We start from the raw sequence: 23,374 nt of genomic DNA, 5'->3' as shown, positions 1-23,374 counted from the left end.
AATCTCCATGAAACTTTCCTTACCAAACCTCAAACTCCCCGAAAACGTCCTCGTCGCCATCGCCCTAACTTTTGGCTTAATCTTCCTTTTAATAACACCCCCCTTTCAAGCAGAAGCAGAATATCAACACTTTTACCGTTCCTTTCAAATTTCCCAAGGAGAAATTATCGCCAAAAAACAAATTACAGACTGCTACGGTCACCAATTTGAAACCTATCTACCTGCCACCCTATGCGTTGGCGGAATGCTACCCAAAAGCCTTGTAAAAACCGCCAAACAAACTTCCCAACTGCAACTCGAATATCACCCCGAAAGAAAACAGAAACTCTCCAACATCCTCGCCAAACTAAACATACCCTTAAACCCACAAAATCGCGTCTTTGTTCGGTTTCCCAACTCCGCCATATATTCCCCCATTTCCTACCTCCCCCAAGCCATCGGAATCACCATAGGAAGACTCTTTCACCTCCCCCCAGTCATCCTTTTATATTTCGGCAGAATAACAAACCTTATTATCTGGATAATCTGCATTTATTTCGCCATCAAAATAGCCCCCCTTGGCAAAATATGGCTATTTCTCTTAGCCTTAATGCCAATGTCCTTATTTCAAGCCGCCTCCCTCTCCGCCGACGCCATCACAAACGGTCTATCTTTCCTCCTCATTTCCCTGATTTTAAATTTAGCCCTCAACCCAGAAAAAACTATCCAAAAAAACGATATATTTCTTCTCACCGCCATCTCTATTTTACTTTCTCTCTCCAAACTTGGCTCATATTTTCCCCTATTATTTATCTTTCTCTTCATTCCCATCAAAAAATTTACTAACACCAAAAAATACTGGCTAACTTTCATCACAATTATGCTATTAAACACCGGCCTGATTCTCCTCTGGTATAGCCTCGTAAAACACCTCAACGTTTCCAGCCTAAACCTCAGAGTAGCCAACGTTTCCACCACCGGCCAACTAGCCTACATTCTCAACCATCCCCTGCAATATTTCCAGATTAATTTCCGAACATTCTTCACCTATGGAAAAGACTATCTCGAACAATTCATAGGCCGGCTGGGATGGATAGACACCGCCTTACCAAAACCTCATTTACTAACCTACGGAATACTATTAATCGCCACAGCAACCAACAGCAACCGGCCCAACATTATTATTACCTTACCCCAAAAAATTCTGCTAATAATTATTCTAATTTCCAATAGCATATTCATCGCCACCATGCTATATTTATCATGGATGCCCGTAGGTGCCCAAATAATTCAAGGCATCCAAGGTCGGTATTTTATCCCCCTCGCCCCACTTTTTCTGCTTCTATTTTATAACCAAAAAATTAAATTTAACTTCAAAATTACGCCCACCATCCTTAGCAGTTACGTCATTTTTTCTTGCACACTCACCGCTACGCTATTATTAAAGAGATATTATTTGCAATAAAACTTAACAACCATGAACCTCAACCCCACGCAGCGGACAAAGCTAGACGACACCGACGACACCCAATTTTATGCTGATCCGCGATTTGTTACCCATGTTGACGAAAACTTTATTGATCAACTCACCGAACTTTACCGCGAACGTCTTAAACCAAACACCCGCATTTTTGACATGATGAGTAGCTGGGTATCACACCTACCAGACGACATAGAATTTGCCCATGTAGAAGGACATGGAATGAATGAAGAAGAACTCGCAAAAAACCGGCGACTCAATCATTATTTTCTGCAAAACCTCAACGAAAACCCAAAACTTCCCCTTCCCGATGCCGATTTTGACGCCGTTTTAAACTGCGTTTCCGTACAATATTTGCAATATCCAGAAGCCATCTTTCACGAAATCCACCGTATTTTAAAACCTGGTGGAATCGCCATCATCAGCTTTTCCAATCGAATGTTTTATCAAAAAGCCATCCAAGCATGGCGAGACAGTAGCGAACAAAACCGCGTTGAATTAGTCAAAAATTATTTTAAATCCGTCCCCGGATTTAGCCAACCCGAAATCATATTTCGCCCTTCCACCGTTCCCGCCTTTTTGCAAATGTTAGGAATGGGTGGGGGAGATCCATTTTATGCAGTTATTGCCACAAAATTATAAGTTATCTCCTTGATTATAGGGGGTTAAAAAAAACCGCATCCTATAGCAGCCTGTAGCAGATACCCTATCCGTGTGGGGCAGGCATCCTGCCTGCCTAAAGGCTGCGGTTAAAAAACCTACAATTCCGCCAAAATTTTCTCCGCCTCCCTGCACAAATCCTCGTGAAACTTACCACTACTCGCCACCAAACAACCCCACTGACTCACATCCCCCGTATTATAAAGAACCGGCCCCCCATTGCTATGAGAAAACCGGCCCCCCGCCTCCGTTAAAATCAACTCTGGCGCCGCAAAATCCCAATCTTTCGCCCCCGTTTTCCCCGACAAATAAATATAAACATCCGCCTTTCCTTCCGCAATTAAAGTCATTTTGCAGCCAATACTTCCCACATAAGTTTGATTTTGGCAAGGAAATCTTTTCAATAATTGATTAAATCTTTCATTGCGATGCGTCCGACTTCCCACCAAACAACAAGCCTCAATTCCCTTGCCATCCAAAACTGGTAAACGTCTGGCTATTCCCTCCTGGTTTTCTACAAAAGTACCCCCACCCAAATAAGCCGAATAAAGCTTACCCAAAGCCGGCAACGCCACCACCGAAACCACCGGCCTATTTTGGTAAATCAAAGCAATATGCAGCGCAAAATTATCTGTATGTTCAATAAAATCTCGTGTTCCATCAATCGGATCAATAATCCAGACAAAAGGCTGCGGTAAAGGCAAAAAACTCTTGTCTTTTTCTAGTTTATAAGTCTCCTCAGTTAAATAACCAAACTCCTGCGAACCGCAAGCAATTCGTAACTGCTTTAAAATATACTCATTTGCAGCCAAATCCGCAGCCGTCACCGGCCCATCCTTATTATTTTGAATCCCTAACTTTTCCTTACTTCCATAATAATAATCCAAAATAATCTCCCCAGCCCCCCATCCCACCCAACCGGCAATTTTTGCAAGTTCTGCCAGAGTTTTTTCTGCTAACAAAACACTCATTAACTTATTACTCCTTTATTTGTATAGCCGGTGAAAAAGAAGCCACCCAATAACGCCGGCAACTCCACAACAAAGCAATCCCCACCGCAATATAAACCAACCCCCGAACCTCAAAACTCACCCCAGCAATTCGCAAAACTACTCCCAAACCAATCATCGCCAAAATCAGCGCAATTGTTTTACCGCCAAACATTTGAAACACGCTTTTAAACGGATTTGGTTCTTGCAAAACCTCCACCCTTTCAATCACTCTGCCGGCAGTTTTATCTAAAATAAATTTGCCTTTAATTAAACCCACACTCAACGCCGCCATCCCGCCAAGAATATGCTTAGAATCTAAAAACCCCAAATAGGGAAAATGAAACCAAAATACTAAACCCATCATAAATAGGCCGGTGCCTACCAATGTCCAAAGAGTGCCGGCAATCCAAAGATGCTGACTACGAGAGAGGCCGGTTTTTGTTTGTGTGTTTTCCATCGTGATAATTTCCTGAACATTTTGTTTATTATAGCCGAACAGAAAACCTAACTTGCACTAGGTTTAGATATTTTTATTTTATTTAATCATAAACAGGACTAATGTAGGTACTTTTTTGGGGTTTATAAGCATTGTTAAAAATCCCTCACCCCTCAAACAGATTATGTCGGATAATATCTGGGTATCAAAGGATTAGAGCATCGGTACTTTTATAAAAAGACAACCTTTAAAATCTATTGTTTTTATAGCCCAACTTTCTTTATGGTTACAATTTTAACAGAAAAAACCCTAACTCTCCCCACAACATCCCCACAAAAAAATCATCACCACTATCTCGCTTTTGACACCAACTAACGATAAAATCAAAAACGATTCATCAGACAGAACTATGTACGAAAAACTAACTTCCCCAACAACCGGCCAAAAAATCACCTTTGAAAACGGACAACCTCAAGTCCCCGACAACCCCATCATCCCCTTTATACGCGGCGACGGCACCGGCATCGACATCTGGCCCGCAGCCCAAAAAGTCCTTGATGCAGCCGTCGAAAAAGCCTACACCGGCCAACGCAAAATCACCTGGTTTAAAGTCTACGCCGGCGACGAAGCCTGCGAACAATACGGCACCTATCAATACCTCCCCCAAGACACCCTCACCGCCATCAAAGAATACGGCGTCGCCATCAAAGGGCCCCTCACCACCCCCGTCGGCGGCGGTATCCGTTCCCTCAACGTCGCCTTACGGCAAATATTCGATCTTTATTCCTGTGTTCGTCCCTGCAAATACTACAAAGGCACCCCCTCTCCCCACAAAAACCCCGAAAAATTAGACGTAATTATTTATCGGGAAAATACCGAAGATATTTATCTCGGAATTGAGTGGAAACAAGGCACAGAAATGTGCGACAAAATTATTAATCTCCTCAACAACGACCTCATCCCCAACTCCCCCGAACACAAAAATAAACAAATACGCCTCGACTCAGGAATTGGCATCAAACCTATCAGCAAAACCGGCTCACAACGCCTTGTCCGCAGTGCCATTTTAAACGCCCTTCGTTTGCCCCAAAATAAACAAATGGTGACATTAGTTCACAAAGGCAATATTATGAAATACACCGAAGGTGCATTTCGAGATTGGGGTTACGAAGTCGCTACCACAGAATTTCGCAGCCAATGCGTCACCGAACGCGAATCATGGATTTTAAGCAACAAAGAACGTAATCCTGATATTTCGATAGAAGACAACGCCCGCGAAATTGAACCGGGTTACGACTCACTTACGACCGAGAAAAAAGAGAAAATTTGCCAAGAAGTTGAAAGCGTTTTAAACAGCATTTGGGAAACACACGGCGATGGCAAATGGAAACAAAAAGTCATGGTAAATGACCGCATTGCCGACAGCATTTTCCAACAAATTCAAACCAGGCCGGCGGAATATTCCATCCTCGCCACAATGAACCTCAACGGCGATTATATTTCCGATGCTGCTGCCGCCATTGTCGGCGGATTAGGCATGGGCCCAGGCGCAAATATTGGCGATAGCTGTGCAATTTTTGAAGCTACACATGGCACCGCCCCCAAACACGCCGGCCTCGACCGCATTAACCCCGGTTCCGTCATTCTTTCCGGTGTGATGATGTTAGAATATATGGGCTGGCAAGAAGCAGCCGACTTAATTAAAAAAGGTCTTGGCAATGCCATTTCTAACCGAGAAGTTACCTACGATTTAGCCCGTTTAATGGAACCGCCGGTGGAACCTCCCCTCAAATGTTCTGAATTTGCCGACGCCATCATCAAACATTTTGGCTAAACAAACATAGAAACCCGGTACTCGATAAAGTTACCGGGTTTCTGTTCGCTACGGATTGCCCGTAGGATTAGAAAAAGTATTAATATTTCCCCCACCAATCGCCGAAGGTAGGCCATTTGGTTGAGAAGGAACAACCGGCTGCACCCCCGGATTAATGAAATTACTGGGATAACCAGGGTTAGACGTTGCAGAAGGCACATTTGGATACGTTGCAGAACCATAACTCCCCGCCGCAGGCATCACCGGCTGCACCACCCCAACACCTGGACTCATCGGCGAAACACCTTGCCCATAATTGCCCACAGTTCCCGGCATCCCCGGCGCACTACCCCCCGAAACCGCCGAAGGCCCATAATTCACCGGCCCCACCGGCACAGGAGTCATCGGCACCTGCGTCACCGGCGGCGTAGACTGTGGCACCGTTGACTGTGGCGGAACACTCACAGACGGCTGCGTGACAGTCGCATTCCCCGGAGTCTGTAAAAAACTCCCACTATTTTGCAAAGCTGGCGTTACAACTTGCACCACCGGCACAGGGTTCGCCATCACCGGGTTAGTAGTCGCCGGTTGAGAGCCGGTTAAATACGAATAAGAATTTCCTTGCGCGCCTGTCGTTACACTCGTTGCATTTGTCGGTTCGCTGCTTATTGCCGGACTCGACGGAGAAACCGGCGTCGTTGGCATACCCGTTGCAGCTTCCAAATAAGACGCCCCATTAGGGTTAGGACTCGAAGGAACCGTGCCGGTAGCATCCAGGTTACTCGTTGCCGTACCCGTATTAGAAACCCCCACCCCCGCAGGAATCCCCCCCGCCACCGAATTCTCAGAAGGCACAGTCTGGTATCTCTCCAAAGCCGCTTGTAAAGGATTCACCGGCACCAGCGTTCCAGCTTGCTTATTACCAGAAAGCCCATTCATACCCAAACTCGGATTATAACTAGCGCCCGCAGGTAACAACAGCGAATCCAAACCCCCAGCTTGTCCCCCCTCCAGCAATGACTGTGATTGATTTGGCACCGGCGCATTTGTGCCATTCCGTGCGGCTGCTTGACCATTTGCCAATCGAAGCTGATCCATCAATTTTTGATCCCCAGGCAATTTATTTTGCTGCTTAGATTGCTCCTTGGGTTTTTCCTCCTTTACCTGCGGCACTTCCGCCTCAGAAACAGCTTCCGTCTGCTGCTCGGTTTGCCACTCCTCCCAAAAAGAAAACGCCTCTGGCGAAGTCAAATACTCTGTCAAAAAATAACCTGCCGGCAAAACAAGCAGTGCCGGTATCCAAACCAGAGGTTTTGAAAGCGGTCGAATCTTAGCTCGGAAATAGCGCAGTTTTGTTGAAAATTCGTTTAGTGACATAATCGGTAATTGGTAATGGGTAATTTGGTCGCTGATGCCGTTAGGATGGGGGAATTGCGAATTATAGATGCTTACCTTATTATTATCCTTCTTTTTTCTTTCTCACCACTCAACCATCCCCAATATCATAATCTTGCAGCTAACGAGAAGAATTTACCAGCAAGACCATACCCATGATAAAACCGCACAGCGTGGGCAACCAACCGGCAAGATAAGGCGACATTACCCCACTTAACCCCAAAGCATCCCCCACCGACATCAATAAATAATATCCAAACACCAACAACACACACACCCCAAAACCTGTAGCTTTACTCGTCCGTTGCGGTTTAGTGCCCATCGTTGCCCCCACCAAAGCAAACGCCACACAAGCAAAAGGTAGCGCATACTTTTGTTGAATGCGGATAATAAATTTGCGGATTTTTCTTTCTTCGCCGGTGGGCAATAGCAACTTTAAATACTCTTGAGCTTCCACAATATTCATTTCGTTAGGCTCTCGTTTTTTTCTCGCTAAATTAATAGCAGCACGCGGAAAAAATAGCTCTTGCTCACTGAATTTTCCAATATTACGGTAAGACCCATCCGGCGCTACTAAATAGCTGGTTCCATTAAAAAATCTTGCTGTATTGTTCTCTGGGTTCCAACTTGCCGATTCTGCTACTAAAATTTGGGTAAAATCTGGTTGGGATAAATCTACAATTGTTAAGGCTTTTAATTTTTTTCCATCATATTCTTTGGCATAAAGCCAATAACTCAGGACATCTTCTTTTTCTCCATTTTCTTGGGGGACTTTATTAAATTGTTGATAAATAATGTTTCTTTCTGGTAAATCTGGCGCTTCTTCTCTGATCGCTTTTTTTAAGGTAACAGCCGCTTCATAATTGGCCGCCGGCACTACCAATTCATTTAAAACAAAATTCATGCCGGTGACAATCAAACTCATTAACACTGCCGGCAAAACTAATCGGTAAATACTAACGCCGGTGCTGCGTAAAGCAATTAATTCACTATTACTGGAAAGCTGGCTATAAGTTAGCAAAGTGCTAAGTAACATCGACATCGGAAAAGACAAACCGATGAAAAAAGGTAAATTTAAAGCTAAAATTTTTACCGCAATCATCATCGGCAAACCCGATTCAGCGACTCTTCGCATTAAATCAAACATCGTTCCAATCGCCACCCCCAGCGATGAAAATGCCCCCACCCCAAACAAAAAGGGCGGTAAAAGCTGCATCATCAGGTAACGATCCATCACCGAAATTCTGGGAGTCAGCCAGCTTAGAGAATCAAAAGACTTGGATAAAGTTAATTTCATTTGACCTAATTTAACGCTGAAAACTGTCGCCTAAGTAATACTGACGGACAAGAGGATTACTGTAAAGTTCCTCGCCACTGCCGGCAGCTAAAATTTCTCCATCGCGCATGATATACGCTCGATCTATAATGGCAAGGGTTTCGCGGACGTTGTGATCGGTAATCAATATTCCCATATTTCGGTCGCGTAAACCGGCCACAATTTGTTGAATTTCGGCAACCGCTATCGGATCGACTCCTGCAAACGGTTCATCCAACAGTAAAAATTTCGGGCCGGTGAGCCCAGCAGCTAAGGATCTCGCTAATTCTGTTCGCCGGCGTTCTCCTCCCGATACCTGAATTCCCAGTGTTGACGCGACTTTTTCGAGGCGAAATTCCCGCAACAGTGAATCTAAACGTCTTTGCCATTGCCGTCTTGGCACCCCCGTTTGTTCCATCACTAGCAAAATATTTTCTTTGACTGTTAATTGTCGAAAAATACTCGCTTCTTGCGCTAAATAGCCAATTCCTAATCGCGCCCGTTTGTGCATTGATAAGTTTGTAATATCTTGCTCATCCAGCCAAACTTTGCCGGAATTTGGTTTAATTAGGCCGGTCGTCATATAAAATGTTGTGGTTTTACCGGCCCCATTTGGCCCCAGCAACCCCACAATTTCTCCTTGCCCCACAGAAATACTCACGCGATTAACAATCACGCGCTTTCCATAAAATTTATGTACGTTTTCCAGCCTTATTTTCATTTGTCAGAAGTCAAAAGTCATTAGTCAACATTCATGGGAAAAATTTACGAAGGACAATGAACTATCGACTTTTTTAAAAAGCCGGCGGCGCAGCCGGTTGTTGTGTTCCGGGGATGGCTGCATTATCTTCTGGTACTAGATAAATTGATTCTACTTGGCGATTGTTTTTCGGCAAGGCAATAAACCGGCCTTCATCAATTAAATAAACAATTGTTTCTCCTCTCAAGCTATTTCCTTCTTGCAAAACATAGACATCGCCACTCAAAACAATCCTTTTTTCTTTGCTAAAATACTGTGCTTGGGCGGCTGTGGCTTGAATTTGACGGGCTGGATAATCAATTTGAACATTGCCCCTTGCGGTAACAACGCCGGTTTTCGCATCCGCTTCTTGGATATCGGAACGCAAAGTTAGAGGCCGGTCGAGGGTGGCCGGTTGGTTTTGGGCAATTGTTTTGCCGGCCAGCATAAATAAGCCCGCCGTCGGTAACATCAAAACCAGTGCAAGACTTTTAACGGATAAGCGCGAAAGTTTCGTTTTCAATTTCATACGATGTGAGGGCTTGGCGATCTTTGCAGGAAAAATAAAACTGCTCTTAGTTTATGATACTCACTCCTATCCGTTTTGTTTCCCTTTTTGGGCTTAAACTCTCCCCTCCCCCTTTTCTAAGCAGTAGGGGGGTTCTAGGGATGGGCTGTTGCCGCGAAACTTCCCAAGCCCTCGGAGTTTTGGCGGGTAGGGGCTGAGATTGTTGATTGAAAAATGGGGGCTGCTTTGAGTAGTGCTATACTCAAAAATTAAGAATATTTTTTTATAAAAAGCAATCTTTTTTTGCCAGCAAGCTGTGGTGAAGATGGTTATCAAAAAAAGTTAAAAAGAGAATATAGAGATATCCTAGCTTGGAAGATGTTTCAAACGTGCCGGTGAGTGAAATTGTCTTAGCAGCGGTGAATTAACAGAGAAACTCGGCCTACTGCCGGGTGAGATATTGCCATTTTTAACTTTTATTAATTTAGACAGATAATACCATTAATGCAGCGTTTAAGCGCCGCTTCCGTATTTTTGCGGAGAAGCAGAATTAATTTATAACTACCTAAGTAAGGAAAAATGTACTCAGGACTATAAAAAGATTCCTGACTTTCTCGTTTATCTGCGTATTTGTTAATAGATGACTTGGGAGTATTAAAAATGACGCTTGCCAAAATTTTATCTTCACATTCTGATTGTGGGCTGGTTTTTATTGATAGTTCCGTAGAAAATTGGCAAACCTTGGCCACCGGCATCCAACCGGGTTTTACAGCAATTGCCCTACACTCAAACCAAGACGGTATCGAGCAAATTAGCGCTGCGCTTGAAAAATATGTCGGCCTTTATGGCAGTATTAATTCTGTTCAAATTGTTACTCATGGTAGTGCCGGTGAATTGCAACTTGGTTCTGGTGTTTTAAATTCGCAGAATCTCCCTGCCTATGATTATCAATTTAAAAAGTGGCAAGATATTTTAAGTAAAAATGCGGAAATTTTGCTTTACAGTTGTGAGGTGGCAAAAGGTAAAGGTAGCGGTTTTGTCCGCCAACTCAGTGAATACACGGGCGCTGTTATTGCAGCATCTACGCAGTTAATTGGCAATTGCAAAAAAGGCAGAAATTGGAATTTAGATTTTAGAACTGGTATTTTAACAACCAAAACAGCATTTAAACCGGAAACTCTCGCTTCCTATACAGGAATTTTGGCGATAATTACTGTTAGCAATACTGGCGACAGCGGTGCCGGTTCTTTGCGCCAAGCAATTGCCGATGCACAAGCGGGAGATACTATACAATTTGCTTCTAATCTTGCCGGTCAAACGATTACTTTGACATCGCAACAATTAACCGTTAATAAAAATTTGATAATAGATGGTAGCGGGGCACCCGGAATTCAAATCAGCGGCAATAATGCTTTTCGGGTATTTGAAATTATAGCTAATCCCAGCTTTCAACCATCAACCGTTACGTTGCGTAATTTAATTATCAGCAATGGTAGGGTAACAGCCGGTGATGAAAGCGGGGCCGGTGGTGGAATTAAAACGGCTTCTAACACAATTTTAACGGTAGAAAATAGCCAAATTAATAATAATTTTGCCAGCTACGGAGGTGGGGGAATATTCGCCGGTTTTAGAGGCCAAACCACAGTTATTAATAGTAGCTTTGATGGCAATGATGGCAGCGCCGGCAACCAAGAACGCGGCGGCGGTGCAATTGCTACGAAAAGCGAAGGCAGCCTCACCGTTACCGGCTCTACTTTTAGCAACAACAAAGGCATTAATGGCGGAGCAATTAACACTCTTTTAGGAGTGCTGACGGTTGATGGTTCGAGGTTTATTAATAACGACACTACAACTGGAACTGGCACAAATACAAATGGTTATGGCGGCGCTATTTATACGGATGGAGCCAGTGCTTTAAGGAATGATAGCATCGGCGGAACAATTACGGTTAGAAATAGCGTTTTTGATGGGAACAAAGGCAGGGGACAAGGCGGAGCCATGTTTTTATATGTCTATCCGCCAGATAATATTGTAGTCGAAAAAACGCTGATTCAAAATAATCAAGTAGTCGCCGCCTCAAATGGAGATTCTTTAGGGGCTGGTTTGCGAATTGGAAACGGACAATATACGATTACAAATACAACTTTTGCTAATAATATAGCCGAAAGTCAAGGTGGGGGTTTATGGGTTGGTGAACTATCGCCGGGCACCATTACTAATACTACCTTTTTTGGCAATAAAGCGGTTTCTGCAAGCGGTACGAGCGGTCAGGGCGGTGGGTTACTGATTGCCAGTTCTAACCCTGTAACTGTTAGCAATACAACGATTGCTAATAATCAGGCCGGTGGTGAAGGTGGGGGAATTGTTGGGGGAAATAATATCACCCTCACAAATACAATTGTTGCCAACAACACCGCTAATAACCAGTTTGGAAATAAGCAAAATGCGAGTAATTTCCAAGGTTTCCAAGCAAACCCCGCACCCTATTTTACAGATGGGGGAAATAATATACAATGGCCGGCAATTTCCGATAATTTTAATAACGGTAATATTACGGCTACTGTTTTGCAAGTTGACCCCTTATTAGGGCCGTTGCAAGATAATGGTGGCGGTGTTCCCACAATGGCGTTAGGGTTAGGAAGTCCTGCTATTGATGCCGGCACAAATAATGGCGCACCGGCAACTTCTGCTAATGGTGTCAGTCGTCCTCAAGATGGTGATAACAATGGCACAGTTTTAGCTGATATTGGTGCCTATGAATTTCCGGCGGCAACTCCAGAAATTCAAGTTTTAGAAACCACAATTGATATTGCAGATGGCACAACAACGGCGCTTAATTTTGGCAGCACTTCTGCCGGTACACCGCTTTCTAAAACTTTTACGATTAAAAATTTAGGCAATGCGGCGCTTAGTTTAAGTAATTTGCAATTGCCGGCAGGGTTTAGTTTGGTGGGGAGTTTACCGGCTTCAATTGCTGCTTTACAAGAAGCTATTTTACAAGTTCAATTAGATGCTGCAACTGTGGGTAGTTTTAATGGGGAAATTTCTTTTACGACAAATGATAGTGATGAAAATCCCTTTAATTTTGCTATTGCCGGTGACGTTACGGATGTAACCCCAACACCACCACCAACACCACCACCAACATCAACACCCACACCCACACCCACACCGGCACCCACACCAACAGATCCGTCTTGTCTTTGTGAAGAAATGCCGACTCCAAGTTTTAGCCCTATTCCTGCCAATTATAATACTCTACAGCAAAGTTTAACCGGCACAGAAACTAACGATATTTTTGTAGGAATTGATATCAGTGAAGGTTACATTGGCTTAGGTGGAAATGACAGTTTATATGGAATGGGGGGAAATGACAATTTTAATGGCGGAAATGACAATGATCTGCTTTATGGCAACACCGGCACTGATTTTTTAGATGGCGGTGTCGGCAATGATACGATTTTTGCCGGCAAAGACGATGATATCGTTTTGGGAAATATCGGTGATGATATTTTGATGGGAGATATTGGCATTGATACGGTGATAGCTGGCGATGGCAATGATTTAATTTTTGGCAATGCTGGGAATGATTTTATCGATGCTGGAATTGGCAATGATACAGTTTTTGGGGGCAAAGATAATGATTCGATAAAAGGCGATTTTGGCGATGATGTTTTGTTGGGAGATATTGGCGCAGATACAATTTGTGGGGGAGATGGCAATGATTTGATTTTTGGCAATACGGAAAATGATTTAATTGATGGTTGTGCGGCAGATGATACGCTTTATGGTGGCAAAAATAATGACACTCTCAAAGGTAACATCGGCAATGATATTGTTAATGGCGATCTGGGAGATGATCTGCTGTATGGCAATATGGGTATTGATTTTCTGCGTGGTAGTGATGGCAATGATTCGGTTTATGCCGGGAAAGATAATGATGTTTTAAATGGAGAGTTGGGCAATGATTTTCTAGTAGGAGATATTGGCAATGATACGCTGACTGGTGGTGATGGTTTAGATCGATTTTCGCTGGTATCTGGAAAAGACAGTGATTTGATTACGGATTTTAGAAAAGGTGAAGATTTACTGGTTTTGGGAAGTGGGTTAAGTTTTGGGCAATTAAGCTTTACTCAAAGTGGCAATACTGCTTTAATTGGGGTTGCCGGTACTGGGGAATTATTGGCAACGCTTGCCGGTGTTGATGTTACCACTCTGACTCAGCAAGACTTCAGTTTGATATAATTATCTGTGGCATTAAAAACCCGGTAACTTCTGCGTTACTGGGTTTTTATTTTTAACCGCAGATGGACGCTGATTAACGCAGATGTAGGCAGATGTTTAGCGGGTTGGTGTGAGATTTGGGTTTTTTAAAACCTGTAAATATAGGGGATAAGCAACTCTCCGGCTTTCATTTTTTCCACAAAATCACCCACATTTTCGGGCCCAGCTTGCTGCAATTCTCTTAATAATTCTGCGCTTTCATCGATGAGTTTTTCTACGTCGATTTCAAAAAATGTCGGCTCATAGTTCCGCAATTTGCTAATACCTTCCCCCAACAAAATCACGGCCCCCCGCCAGTTAGAATTACCTAGATGATAAATCGCCACAGCAATTTGTAAAACGCCTTGATAAAATTTTTTATCGCTTTCTTCTGCTTCTATCCACAACGCCTCTAAGGTATCGTGACAGCCATAAAAATCTTTTTGATTAAACTGCTCAACTCCTTGCCAAAATTCATTTGTCGTCATGTCATTTTTCCTAAGTCCTTTGTCATTCGTCAAGGGACAAATGTAGGGGCAGTACCCCTGTGTCTGCCCTAGACAAATGACCAATTTTACATACTATTTCTGACAGATTGAATCGTTTCGAGAGAAATTTCTTGAGAGGGGCCGGCAAAATCGTTATCAGGTGTTAAAAATAGCATACAGTGGCACTCTTTGCGCTCACGCATGGGAACGCAAGGGCAATTCCAATAAGCAGCAGCAACTTCGGCTTGCTTGTCTTCATAATGCCGGCACGGACACAACGGTGAGCCAAGTTCTTCTTTATTTTTTGCCAAACCTTCAATCACAACAGCAGTAACAGAAGGTTCAGAACAAAAATAAGTGCCGGTGCGCTGGGCATAGGTTTGGGAAAATTGCCGCATCGCCTCTAGGGTTTTATCGCTGAATGTGCTTGCGGTTTCGGTTGAGTTCATTAATCTGCCTCTGGATGGGAGCTTATTTTTTGAATTTTACAAGAAAAATGACAAATTACTTCAAAGTTTGTTGCAATTGTAATTCTAGCGGTTGCTCTGGCTGAATTTCAAAGCCGTTTAAATTGTAATTGGCAGGCATTTTATCTTCTTTTTGGATATCTTCTTGTGGCCACAAAATCCAACGGCTTCCTGTTGGTAAAGAATTAAGACTTTGCCGGTTTTGCGTCAGCCAAATTAACGGCTGTTCCGGCGGTTCTCCCCCAGTTTTTTCTTCTTGAGAAGTTGTTGCTGCCAAAGTTTGCAAAGCTGTTTGGTGACATTGTACAAGGCCGGTTGTTGCTGTCCAAAGTTTAACCTGCAACTGTGACCGGCTGGCATAAAAAAATAACGATGCCGCCGCAATTACCGCTTGCTCAAAATCATCAAATTTCCAAACTCCCGCCGTATCTAAACAAATAATAATTTCCTGTCCTCCTGTTGCCAATTCCAACTCTCTGACTCGCAACTCTCCATAACGCGCACTACTGCGCCAGTGTATCAAACGAGTGGGGTCTCCAAAACGATAAGGTCGCAAGGTGCGGGTAATACCTTCGGTTGCCATTTGTGACCGGCGTTCGCTGCGAATTTGAGCGCTTTGTTGCCTGCCAATTTCATCAATAATTGGGCAAATATTTAACGATAAAACTGTGGGATAAACTACCGCACACGCTTTCGCAAAACGCGAACGCCGGCACCAAAATAAGCCCAAGGGCGTACCTGTTCGCAATTGTATTTCTTCCCAACGATAGATACCCCGCCGCTTCGTTTCCGGGTAATATACCCACAAATATTTACTCTGGGGAGGAATGCTTTCGATAACCGCTTTAGTAGGCCGGCTTAAAACCGCAGGTAAAATGTCTGCAACTTCTAATAAAGTTTTGGTTTCATCGGAAATATTTTCAATTTCAACCTCCACTGTCAGACAATCTCCCGCACTCACCGGCTCTACGGAATGCCGCCGCACTTGTAAAGATCGCAACGAACGCACCGGCAAAGTCGCCGCCACTGCTAAAATCGCCAAACTAACGCCACTGATAACATAAAGCCATCCCGCCATCGTGTTTGTGCCGGCAGCAAAATAAAACAATGCCAAAGCAGTTAACATCCACCCTGCATAGGCGGGGGCACAGATGCGAGTTTCCAGCCGATTGTTGATTTTCTTCAGCCAGCCGGCCAACAGGTGAGCCAGATTCATAAACACAGCATTTTAGTTATTTTTACTAAGATAAACCGTTTTCAGATTAAAAAAACAAATCCTCACAAAAATTTTACCGTTCTGTCATTGGTAGGGGCTTGGCTTTTGTTGATTAAAAATTGTAACAAACACTCAAAGCCGTTAGTGCCTGAAACCCCCAGCCGGTGAAGAAAAAGAAAAAAATTTTGGCCAGCAAAAAAATATATAGTTTGGCAACCAGACCGAACCTATTTTATAATTAAACCAGGTTTGACCGCAAACTAGGACGGGGAAATTCCCCACGAAAAAAGCCAAAAAAGTATTGATTTTTTCAAATAAATCAGGCAATTTACCAACACCTCTTAGAGAAAAAAATGAACCCAGTAAACGCTGCTGCACCAAGTCCGCAAACACCACAAAACACCCCACCAGCACCACCACCGAAAGTACCGCCACCACCAATGAGAACGCCGGCCAAACCACCGGCAACAGCTACCACAATTGAGCAAATGGTAAAAGATGCCTATGCTCATAAATGTTCTGACATACATATTCGCGTGGGTCATGTTCCGAGATTTCGGCTTCGCGGCGAACTCTTACCAGCAGGAGAACACCCCAAAACCACGCAAGAACTTTTTGAGCAGTATCTTTCAGAACTTCTAACTCCAGGGCAAAGAAAAACCTTTGCAGAAACAAAAGAACTGGATACAGCAATTTTTTATCCGGGGTTAGTCAGATGTAGGGTCAACTGTTTTGATAGCCTTAACGGCGGGGCCATTGTCTTACGATTAATCAGCTTAACTATTCCCTCCATTGATGAGTTAAAACTGCCACAAGTCCTTAAAAAAATGATTTTGGCTCATCAAGGATTAATTCTCGTCACCGGCCCGACAGGTTCCGGTAAATCAACAACAATGGCAGCAATGATGCGCTACTTAAACGAAAGCGAAACCAAGCACGTTGTCACCATTGAAGACCCCATCGAATACGTCCATGCCTCGCAAAAATGTCTGATTAGTCAGCGGGAAGTAGGATTACATACGCATGATTTTTATACAGCGTTACGCTCCGTTTTGCGCGAAGATCCCGACGTTATTTTGATTGGAGAAATGCGCGACCGGATCACCATAGGAACGGCACTGCAAGCCGCACAAACCGGTCACTTAGTCTTAGGAACATTGCACACCCGCAGCGCTATTAGCACCATCAACCGGCTGTTAAATATGTATCCGCCCGAAGAACAAGAACCGATGAAGGTGCAAATTTTGGAATCGTTAGTTGGGGTGATCGCCCAATTATTATTACCAACAACCGACGGAAAACGAACCGCTGTTCACGACATTTTAATTAACACACCGGCCATGAAAGATTACCTAATGAAAGGTAATGAAGATGATGCTTTCCGCTTAATGGCAACCGATACCATTGAAGGAATGCAAATTATGAACGTTGCTCTTTATGAACAAGTCATCAATGGTCGCATTACTATCGAAGATGCTTTAGGAGTTTCCCCCGATACAAACGACCTGGAACGCCGCATGAGAACCGGCGGTTACGATTCTTCCAAATCTCCCCGTGATTGGGCTTAAATCTGCTATAGGCTGCGTTTATCTGCGGTTTAAATTTCAACCGCAGATGAACGCAGATGCGGTATTTTTTATTAAAATAATTTTGGTATTTCTATGTTTTCGCAAAATTTATTGTGATTTCTTTAGCAATAGCCTTAGCCACCGGCACACAAATAGAATTCCCAATTTGCTTATAACTTTCGCTAACATTTGAATGAACTTTAAAGGTTTCAGGAAAACCCATAATCCGGTAACATTCTTTCAAACTTAATTTTCGCACCTGATCTTGTTCAGGAATGTAGATAAAAAATCTCCCAGATGTTTCTTGTGAGGGGAGAGTGGGATGGGTGCCATCAATAGAGTAAATACGGTTAGGTTGCCGGTGAACTCTTGACAAATGTTCTGTATTTGGTCTAATGCCGGTTTTCCAAATTCCTTTATTTCTATAACCCACAAATAATAAACCCGAATCTTGCCGGCGCGGACTATCAATTAAAGTGTATTCTGATTTATCTAAAAACTCAAAATCATCACTTTTATCAATAAAATCTCTTAATTTGGGTGTAACTTTAGGTTTCAAGTTATCAAAGCTAAATTCTTTGCCTTTCGTCCCAATAATAAAAATTCTTTCCCGGTGTTGAGGAAGGCCAAAATTTTTAGCATTCAAAATTTTATAATTGACGTTGTAGCCTAAATCTCTAAGACTCTCTAAAATAACTTTTAAAGTATTGCCGCCATCGTGATGAATCAAATGTTTGACATTTTCTAAAACAATAACTTTAGGCTGTTTAACTTCAATAATTCGACAAATTTCAAAAAATAGAGTACCTCGCGTGTCTTCAAAACCACGCTTTTTGCCACAAATACTAAAAGGCTGACAAGGAAAACCGGCAACCAACACATCAAAATCAGCTATTTCTTCCGGTTTTAACTCTTGAATATCGCCAAAAGGAATTTCATTAAAATTATTGCTATAAACTTCTCGACAATGTTTGTTAATTTCACAAGAAAAAACACATTGAAAGCCCGCCTCTTCAAACGCCAGTCTAAAACCACCAATGCCGGCGAACAGATCGATAAACCGCATCTTAACGCCCAAATTCCATAAAAAACATTTTTAAAATATATCATAAAACCTCCCGTAAAACCGATAACCCATCTGCGTTTATCTGCGTACGCACTTCGGTGACGGCTACGCCTAACATCTGCGGTTAAAAAAATAATATGATAATTTTACTGAGTATCTCACTCCATTGAGAAAAGCTACATCAGTCATTCAGCAATCCCGGTTTCTTAATTCTCAGACATCTCCCCAAAATCCTCTCTATCAAGCGCCAAATCAGAAATAGTATCCTCTTCTTCTTCAATCTCATCAACCTCCTCATCAATCATCAATAGTTCTTTCTTGGCAAATACTCTTCTCGCCTTCTTATCCAAAATATTAATAATACTTGTTTTATCTTGCCTAATTTGCTCAAGGTCATCCTTTTGCAGTAAAATCATATAATATCGAGACACTTCCATCATACGATAGGCATATTGGTAAGCATCTCTCGTAAATTCTCCCGTTGTTACTACCATCACCACATCGGCGCCGGTAACAAAAGTCATGCCTATTTCTTTCGCCAAAGCATCCACATCTACTTTCTTAGTATTTTTACACTGAATTTGCCACCGACTGTAAACAAACCTATCCGAAGCAGCTAAAACATCAACCTCCCCTTGACCTGTTTCCGCATCGCGTTTTCTCCATTTTGTAAATCTTAAAGTCGTTAAACGAATCATCCAAATTGCCAAAAGTTCTAAAGCTTTGCCTTTAATATGCTTATCTTTACTGTCAATATCTCCAAGAACATCATCAAAACTGCGATTCAGTTCTGTCTCAGAAATTTGTGCTAAATCAGCAATCGTTTTCAGTAAAGGTTGAACTAACTCTACTTGCGCTTTTTCACTCAGCTTAACCAAATTAGGCTTTGCTCCTCTCCCCTCCGTTGATTTTTGCGTTTCAATCAATCCTAAATTTACAAGCGGCTCAATCATCTGCTTTACAAAAAGCTTAGAAGTTAACCTCACCTTATAGACGCTGGTCGTATGTTTAGCAATTTGATTCCAAGGCGTAAACTCTATGATCGAAAGATTGATCATGCTTAATAAAAAATGTTTTTGAGCCGGTGTTAGGCTGTAAATTTCATCTATATAATCTTTATCTATGCCGAGAATATCATTAACAACATCCCAGTTAACTTCAAACTCTCTTTCAAAAACTTTCGCTAAAGAAAGCCAACTTCGCATCGTACTGACATAAACCGCATTTGGGGAGATAGAAAAACCCATCGCATTTAATTCTTCCCCAATGATCTCTAAATTCGGCGTTTCGCCTCTAGCATTGATAGCCTCTATTGCTTTGAGCAGGCTTAATCCTGTTAAATTGGTTAAGATATGACGCGCAAATATCCTGTACACTAAATCTTGCTTATCTTTAGCTGCTAAAATCTCTCTAGCAAGCTCAGTGACTTTATATTGCCGGTTAACCTCAGTATCCTCGACAATTTTGTAGGCTCGCAACGATAAAAAACAATTCATTGCCAGCTTTTGGATATTAGAAGCAGCCTTTGCTTGACTATTTCCTTGCTGCGAATGCTCAGAAAAGTATCTCATAGAAATGACTTCTTCTACTCTATTTCGCTTTGGTTCGCACTCCAAGCAAATTTCTATAATTTCTCCCAAATCAAACTTAGTTGGCTCAAATTGATGGCCGTAGGTAAACTTTTTGGGTTTTGAATTTTCCATATTTTTCCTGTATTGGTCAGTTAATTTTCACCGGGGTGCAGCAAATCAAACAAATTACCTTGCTGAAATTCCCGCACCGACTCAACAGCAGCCGACCCTGGTTTTTCAAATCTAAACTTAGACCCCTCCAAGTAATCTTTATTAATCTCAAAAGCCAGCCATTTTCTTTCTAACTTCTCAGCCATCCAACCAGTCGTATTAGAACCCGCAAAGGGATCTAACACTAAATCCCCAGGTTCCGTACAAAGATTAATAATAAACTCTGGTAACGCCGCCGGAAACCTGGCCGGATGAGGTTTTATACCCATTTGTTTACATCTTTTTTGATAGGAATCATTAGAAGAAGTATTAGAAGCAGAAATAACATTCACAGGTTGAACAAAACTACTCATCTCCACATCATCAGAAAAAAACAAAACCGGCGCACCCATTTCTGTTATTCTATCCTCCTCCAACCGACCCTCTATCAAATTAGGAGGAATAGCCCCTCCGCTATCCTTTTGAAACTTCGTAGAAATATTGTGGCCCGAAGGACGAAGCTTTGCCGAATAACCATTCTTTAAAAGCTGATTCATTGCCTCACTATAAGGCTTTAAAACCCGTCTATTATTGGCTTTAGGGTGGGGATCTTTAGACAGCCACCATACTGTATTAACAGCATCCTTAACCCGTTCCCGCCGCACAGTCACCCATTCTGCGGGTGTCGGTAATTTCGCAGGATTATACCAATATAGCTCCTGCGCCAAATAAAAACCCAACCCCCCTTTATGTTGTGGCTTGCATAAATTAACAACCAACTCAAAATGGTAAAGAGAACGCACCGGATAGCCTTTAATCCAGCTTCCGCCAATATCAATTACTAGGGAACCCTGCGGTTTAAGAATTCGGTAAAACTGCTTTGCAAAAGGTGTAAACCATTCTAAATATTCATCCGCATCAACATTTCCATACTCTTTTTTTCGTAGCAATGCAAACGGCGGAGAAGTACAAATTAAATCAACACTTTCATCAGGAACTTTAGTTAATAATTCCAGGCTATCTCGTAAATAAGCCGCACCGAAATCCGTCGTATAGTAAGGTTCAAAATTAATATTCATGGGCTCTTTTGCACGAACAGCCTTACCCATATTAACATCTAAATTTATCCAATTTTATAAACATTTAATCCCCCTCCAAAAAAACCCTACCTATAAAAAAAGCCCGCCTAGGCGGGCTATCTCTGAATACCGGCAAGCTTCAGCCCACCGTATTTATCTACCGTTTAACCAACTTCTTACTTAACTTCCGTAAACGAATCGACTTCGGAGTAACCTCCACCAACTCATCCGGGCCAATGTACTCAAGCGCACGTTCCAAACTCATATCCACCGGCGCCTGCAACTGAACCAACTCCTCACCACCAGAAGCGCGGTGGTTAGTCAACTGCTTCGACTTACAGATATTAAGTTCCAAATCTTGAGGCCGGTTATTCTCCCCGACAATCATACCCTTATAAACCTTCGTCCCAGGAGTAATGAAAAACACCCCCCGATCCTCAGCATTTTGCAAAGCATAATACGTCGCCACACCTTCCTCAAAAGAAATCAACACCCCATTTCGACGTGCCGAAATCTCACCACTCAAAGGCCGGTAATCAAGGAAACTATGATTCATAATCCCCTCACCGCGAGTCAAGCGCATAAACTCACCCCGGAAACCAATCAACCCACGCGCCGGAATCACAAACTCAATTTGAGTCCGTCCATTTCCACCAACGTGCATATCCTGCATTTCACCCTTGCGCTGACCAAGGCGTTCAATACAACCGCCAACCGCCGCCTCTGGTACATCCAAAACCAGACACTCAAACGGCTCGCACGGGTGCCCGCTTACCTCACGATAAATCACCTGCGGCTGAGAAACCTGGAACTCATACCCCTCACGGCGCATATTCTCAATCAAAATACCCAGGTGTAACTCACCCCGTCCCGAAACCAGGAACTTATCAGGAGAGTCCGTTTCCTCCACCCGCAAAGCAACGTTCGTTTGCAACTCCCGCATCAAACGATCCCGTACCTGACGAGAAGTCACAAACTGACCTTCTTGGCCACAGAAAGGCGAATCATTCACCGAGAAAGTCATCTGCAAAGTCGGTTCATCCACCTTAATCAAAGGTAGAGCTTGCGGCTCATTCGGGCAAGTAATCGTTTCCCCGATATTCGCACCGGCAAAACCGGCCACCGCCACAATATACCCCGCCGTCGCTTCCTCAATATCAATGCGCTTCAAACCCTCAAAGCCCATTAATTTTGTGATTTTAGACTTGACAATCGTACCGTCTTCTGTTACCAATGCCGCTTGCTGGCCGGTGCGGATTGTACCATTATGAATCCGACCAATTACAATCCGACCCAAATACTCAGAATAATCCAGCGTCGTCACCTGCAATTGCAGAGGCTTACTCGCATCACCCACCGGCGGCGGAACATGATCTAAAATCGCCTCAAATAGCGGCTGCATATCCACAGACTCGCCATCCAAATCTTTTTTGGCATAGCCGCCAAGACCCGAACCAAACAAATACGGGAAATCACACTGATCTTCATCCGCACCCAATTCTAGGAACAGATCCAACACCTTATCAATAGCGCTGTATGGTTCTGCTTGGGGCCGGTCGATCTTATTAACAAACACAATAGGACGCAAGCCTTTTTCCAAAGCCTTTTTCAGCACAAAGCGCGTTTGCGGCATCGGGCCTTCGTTGGCGTCCACAATTAACAAACAACCATCAACCATCCCCAAAACCCGCTCAACTTCACCGCCGAAGTCAGCGTGGCCAGGAGTATCCACGATATTGATCAGAGTTTCTTTGTATTTAACGGCGGTGTTTTTCGACAAAATGGTAATGCCGCGCTCCCGTTCAATGGCGTTCGAGTCCATGACGCAATCTGGAATGTCTTCGCCTTCGCGGAAGATACCGGATTGTTTGAGGAGAGCGTCTACGAGAGTGGTTTTGCCGTGATCGACGTGGGCGATGATGGCTACGTTACGAATGGGAAGACTCATATATTGCGTCTTGGACTTGCTTTTCTTGAGCAGCGGTTTAAGTGAACTTATGTTAATAATTGTATATTATTTTTGAACCACTAAGACGCTCTACCTTGTCAAGAAATTTTTAATTTAAAGGTTGTAACCGGCAGCTTGTTAGTTAAAATAAAGGTTTTCCAGACTTTTTTGAGTATATTTACTCTTTAAAATCACCAAAGTTTTTTGCTTTGCTTTTTTTGGAAGTCTAGCCAACAGAAAG

18 protein-coding genes are annotated in these 23,374 nt (G+C 43.1%); 5 read left to right on the top strand and 13 right to left on the bottom strand.

The annotated features are described in order from the left end of the window. Positions 1–7 precede the first annotated feature (7 nt). Together NG798_RS12025 and NG798_RS12020 are read left to right on the top strand one after the other, a co-directional pair. On the top strand, positions 8–1,444 hold the full coding sequence (locus NG798_RS12025; RefSeq protein ID WP_261222835.1) for a DUF2142 domain-containing protein: 1,437 nt from the start codon (positions 8–10) through the stop codon (positions 1,442–1,444). Between the two features lie 12 nt (positions 1,445–1,456). Next, positions 1,457–2,101: a class I SAM-dependent methyltransferase gene (locus tag NG798_RS12020; protein ID WP_261222834.1), complete on the top strand. Its 645-nt coding sequence runs from the start codon at positions 1,457–1,459 to the stop codon at positions 2,099–2,101. Positions 2,102–2,217: 116 nt separating this feature from the next. Here NG798_RS12020 and NG798_RS12015 read toward each other — a convergent pair whose 3' ends face one another. Together NG798_RS12015 and NG798_RS12010 are read right to left on the bottom strand one after the other, a co-directional pair. After that, on the bottom strand, positions 2,218–3,090 hold the full coding sequence (locus tag NG798_RS12015; RefSeq protein ID WP_261222832.1) for a 3'(2'),5'-bisphosphate nucleotidase CysQ: 873 nt from the start codon (positions 3,088–3,090) through the stop codon (positions 2,218–2,220). 7 nt (positions 3,091–3,097) lie between these two features. After that, on the bottom strand, positions 3,098–3,568 hold the full coding sequence (locus tag NG798_RS12010; RefSeq protein ID WP_261222830.1) for a hypothetical protein: 471 nt from the start codon (positions 3,566–3,568) through the stop codon (positions 3,098–3,100). Between the two features lie 388 nt (positions 3,569–3,956). On the opposite strand from NG798_RS12010, the gene NG798_RS12005 reads away from it, so the two are divergent. Further along, positions 3,957–5,381, top strand: a complete 1,425-nt coding sequence (locus tag NG798_RS12005) for an NADP-dependent isocitrate dehydrogenase (RefSeq protein WP_261222829.1) — start codon at positions 3,957–3,959, stop codon at positions 5,379–5,381. 48 nt (positions 5,382–5,429) lie between these two features. Here the strand turns inward: NG798_RS12005 and NG798_RS12000 are convergent, their stop codons facing one another. The 4 genes from NG798_RS12000 to NG798_RS11985 form a co-directional block, all read right to left on the bottom strand. Continuing rightward, positions 5,430–6,737, bottom strand: a complete 1,308-nt coding sequence (locus NG798_RS12000) for a hypothetical protein (RefSeq protein ID WP_261222828.1) — start codon at positions 6,735–6,737, stop codon at positions 5,430–5,432. A 139-nt stretch (positions 6,738–6,876) separates the two neighbouring features. Continuing rightward, positions 6,877–8,052, bottom strand: a complete 1,176-nt coding sequence (locus tag NG798_RS11995) for an LptF/LptG family permease (protein WP_261222827.1) — start codon at positions 8,050–8,052, stop codon at positions 6,877–6,879. 10 nt (positions 8,053–8,062) lie between these two features. Further along, on the bottom strand, positions 8,063–8,791 hold the full coding sequence (gene lptB / locus NG798_RS11990) for an LPS export ABC transporter ATP-binding protein (protein WP_261222825.1): 729 nt from the start codon (positions 8,789–8,791) through the stop codon (positions 8,063–8,065). A gap of 73 nt (positions 8,792–8,864) precedes the next feature. Further along, entirely contained in the window at positions 8,865–9,338 is a 474-nt protein-coding gene (locus tag NG798_RS11985; RefSeq protein ID WP_261222824.1) for an LptA/OstA family protein, read from the bottom strand. A 639-nt stretch (positions 9,339–9,977) separates the two neighbouring features. On the opposite strand from NG798_RS11985, the gene NG798_RS11980 reads away from it, so the two are divergent. Then, positions 9,978–13,562: a DUF4347 domain-containing protein gene (locus NG798_RS11980; RefSeq protein WP_261222822.1), complete on the top strand. Its 3,585-nt coding sequence runs from the start codon at positions 9,978–9,980 to the stop codon at positions 13,560–13,562. A 125-nt stretch (positions 13,563–13,687) separates the two neighbouring features. On the opposite strand, the gene NG798_RS11975 is transcribed toward NG798_RS11980, so the two are convergent. The 3 genes from NG798_RS11975 to NG798_RS11965 form a co-directional block, all read right to left on the bottom strand. After that, on the bottom strand, positions 13,688–14,068 hold the full coding sequence (locus NG798_RS11975; RefSeq protein WP_261222820.1) for a DUF309 domain-containing protein: 381 nt from the start codon (positions 14,066–14,068) through the stop codon (positions 13,688–13,690). A gap of 86 nt (positions 14,069–14,154) precedes the next feature. Further along, on the bottom strand, positions 14,155–14,517 hold the full coding sequence (locus NG798_RS11970) for a ferredoxin-thioredoxin reductase catalytic domain-containing protein (RefSeq protein WP_261222819.1): 363 nt from the start codon (positions 14,515–14,517) through the stop codon (positions 14,155–14,157). Positions 14,518–14,572: 55 nt separating this feature from the next. Next, positions 14,573–15,751 carry a DUF58 domain-containing protein gene (locus NG798_RS11965; RefSeq protein ID WP_261222817.1) on the bottom strand — a complete coding sequence of 393 codons (1,179 nt, stop codon included), beginning with the start codon at positions 15,749–15,751 and terminating at the stop codon, positions 14,573–14,575. 353 nt (positions 15,752–16,104) lie between these two features. On the opposite strand from NG798_RS11965, the gene NG798_RS11960 reads away from it, so the two are divergent. Next, entirely contained in the window at positions 16,105–17,319 is a 1,215-nt protein-coding gene (locus NG798_RS11960) for a type IV pilus twitching motility protein PilT (protein WP_261222814.1), read from the top strand. A gap of 91 nt (positions 17,320–17,410) precedes the next feature. Here NG798_RS11960 and dcm read toward each other — a convergent pair whose 3' ends face one another. The 4 genes from dcm to typA all read right to left on the bottom strand — a co-directional run bounded on the left by dcm (position 17,411) and on the right by typA (position 23,133). Then, positions 17,411–18,385 carry a DNA (cytosine-5-)-methyltransferase gene (dcm, locus tag NG798_RS11955; RefSeq protein WP_261222811.1) on the bottom strand — a complete coding sequence of 325 codons (975 nt, stop codon included), beginning with the start codon at positions 18,383–18,385 and terminating at the stop codon, positions 17,411–17,413. A gap of 206 nt (positions 18,386–18,591) precedes the next feature. Beyond that, the gene (locus NG798_RS11950) at positions 18,592–20,088 is read right to left on the bottom strand and encodes a restriction endonuclease (protein WP_261222810.1); all 1,497 of its coding nucleotides are present in this window, start codon (positions 20,086–20,088) and stop codon (positions 18,592–18,594) included. Positions 20,089–20,108: 20 nt separating this feature from the next. Further along, positions 20,109–21,185 carry a site-specific DNA-methyltransferase gene (locus NG798_RS11945; RefSeq protein WP_261222808.1) on the bottom strand — a complete coding sequence of 359 codons (1,077 nt, stop codon included), beginning with the start codon at positions 21,183–21,185 and terminating at the stop codon, positions 20,109–20,111. Positions 21,186–21,342: 157 nt separating this feature from the next. Continuing rightward, positions 21,343–23,133: a translational GTPase TypA gene (gene typA, locus NG798_RS11940; protein ID WP_261222806.1), complete on the bottom strand. Its 1,791-nt coding sequence runs from the start codon at positions 23,131–23,133 to the stop codon at positions 21,343–21,345. Between the last annotated feature and the right edge of the window lie 241 nt (positions 23,134–23,374).

The sequence above is a fragment of the Ancylothrix sp. D3o genome (genome assembly GCF_025370775.1).
GTDB lineage: Bacteria > Cyanobacteriota > Cyanobacteriia > Cyanobacteriales > Oscillatoriaceae > Ancylothrix.
The sequence above is the reverse complement of the archived record's forward strand: the minus strand, read 5'-3'. Positions and strand labels throughout refer to the sequence as shown.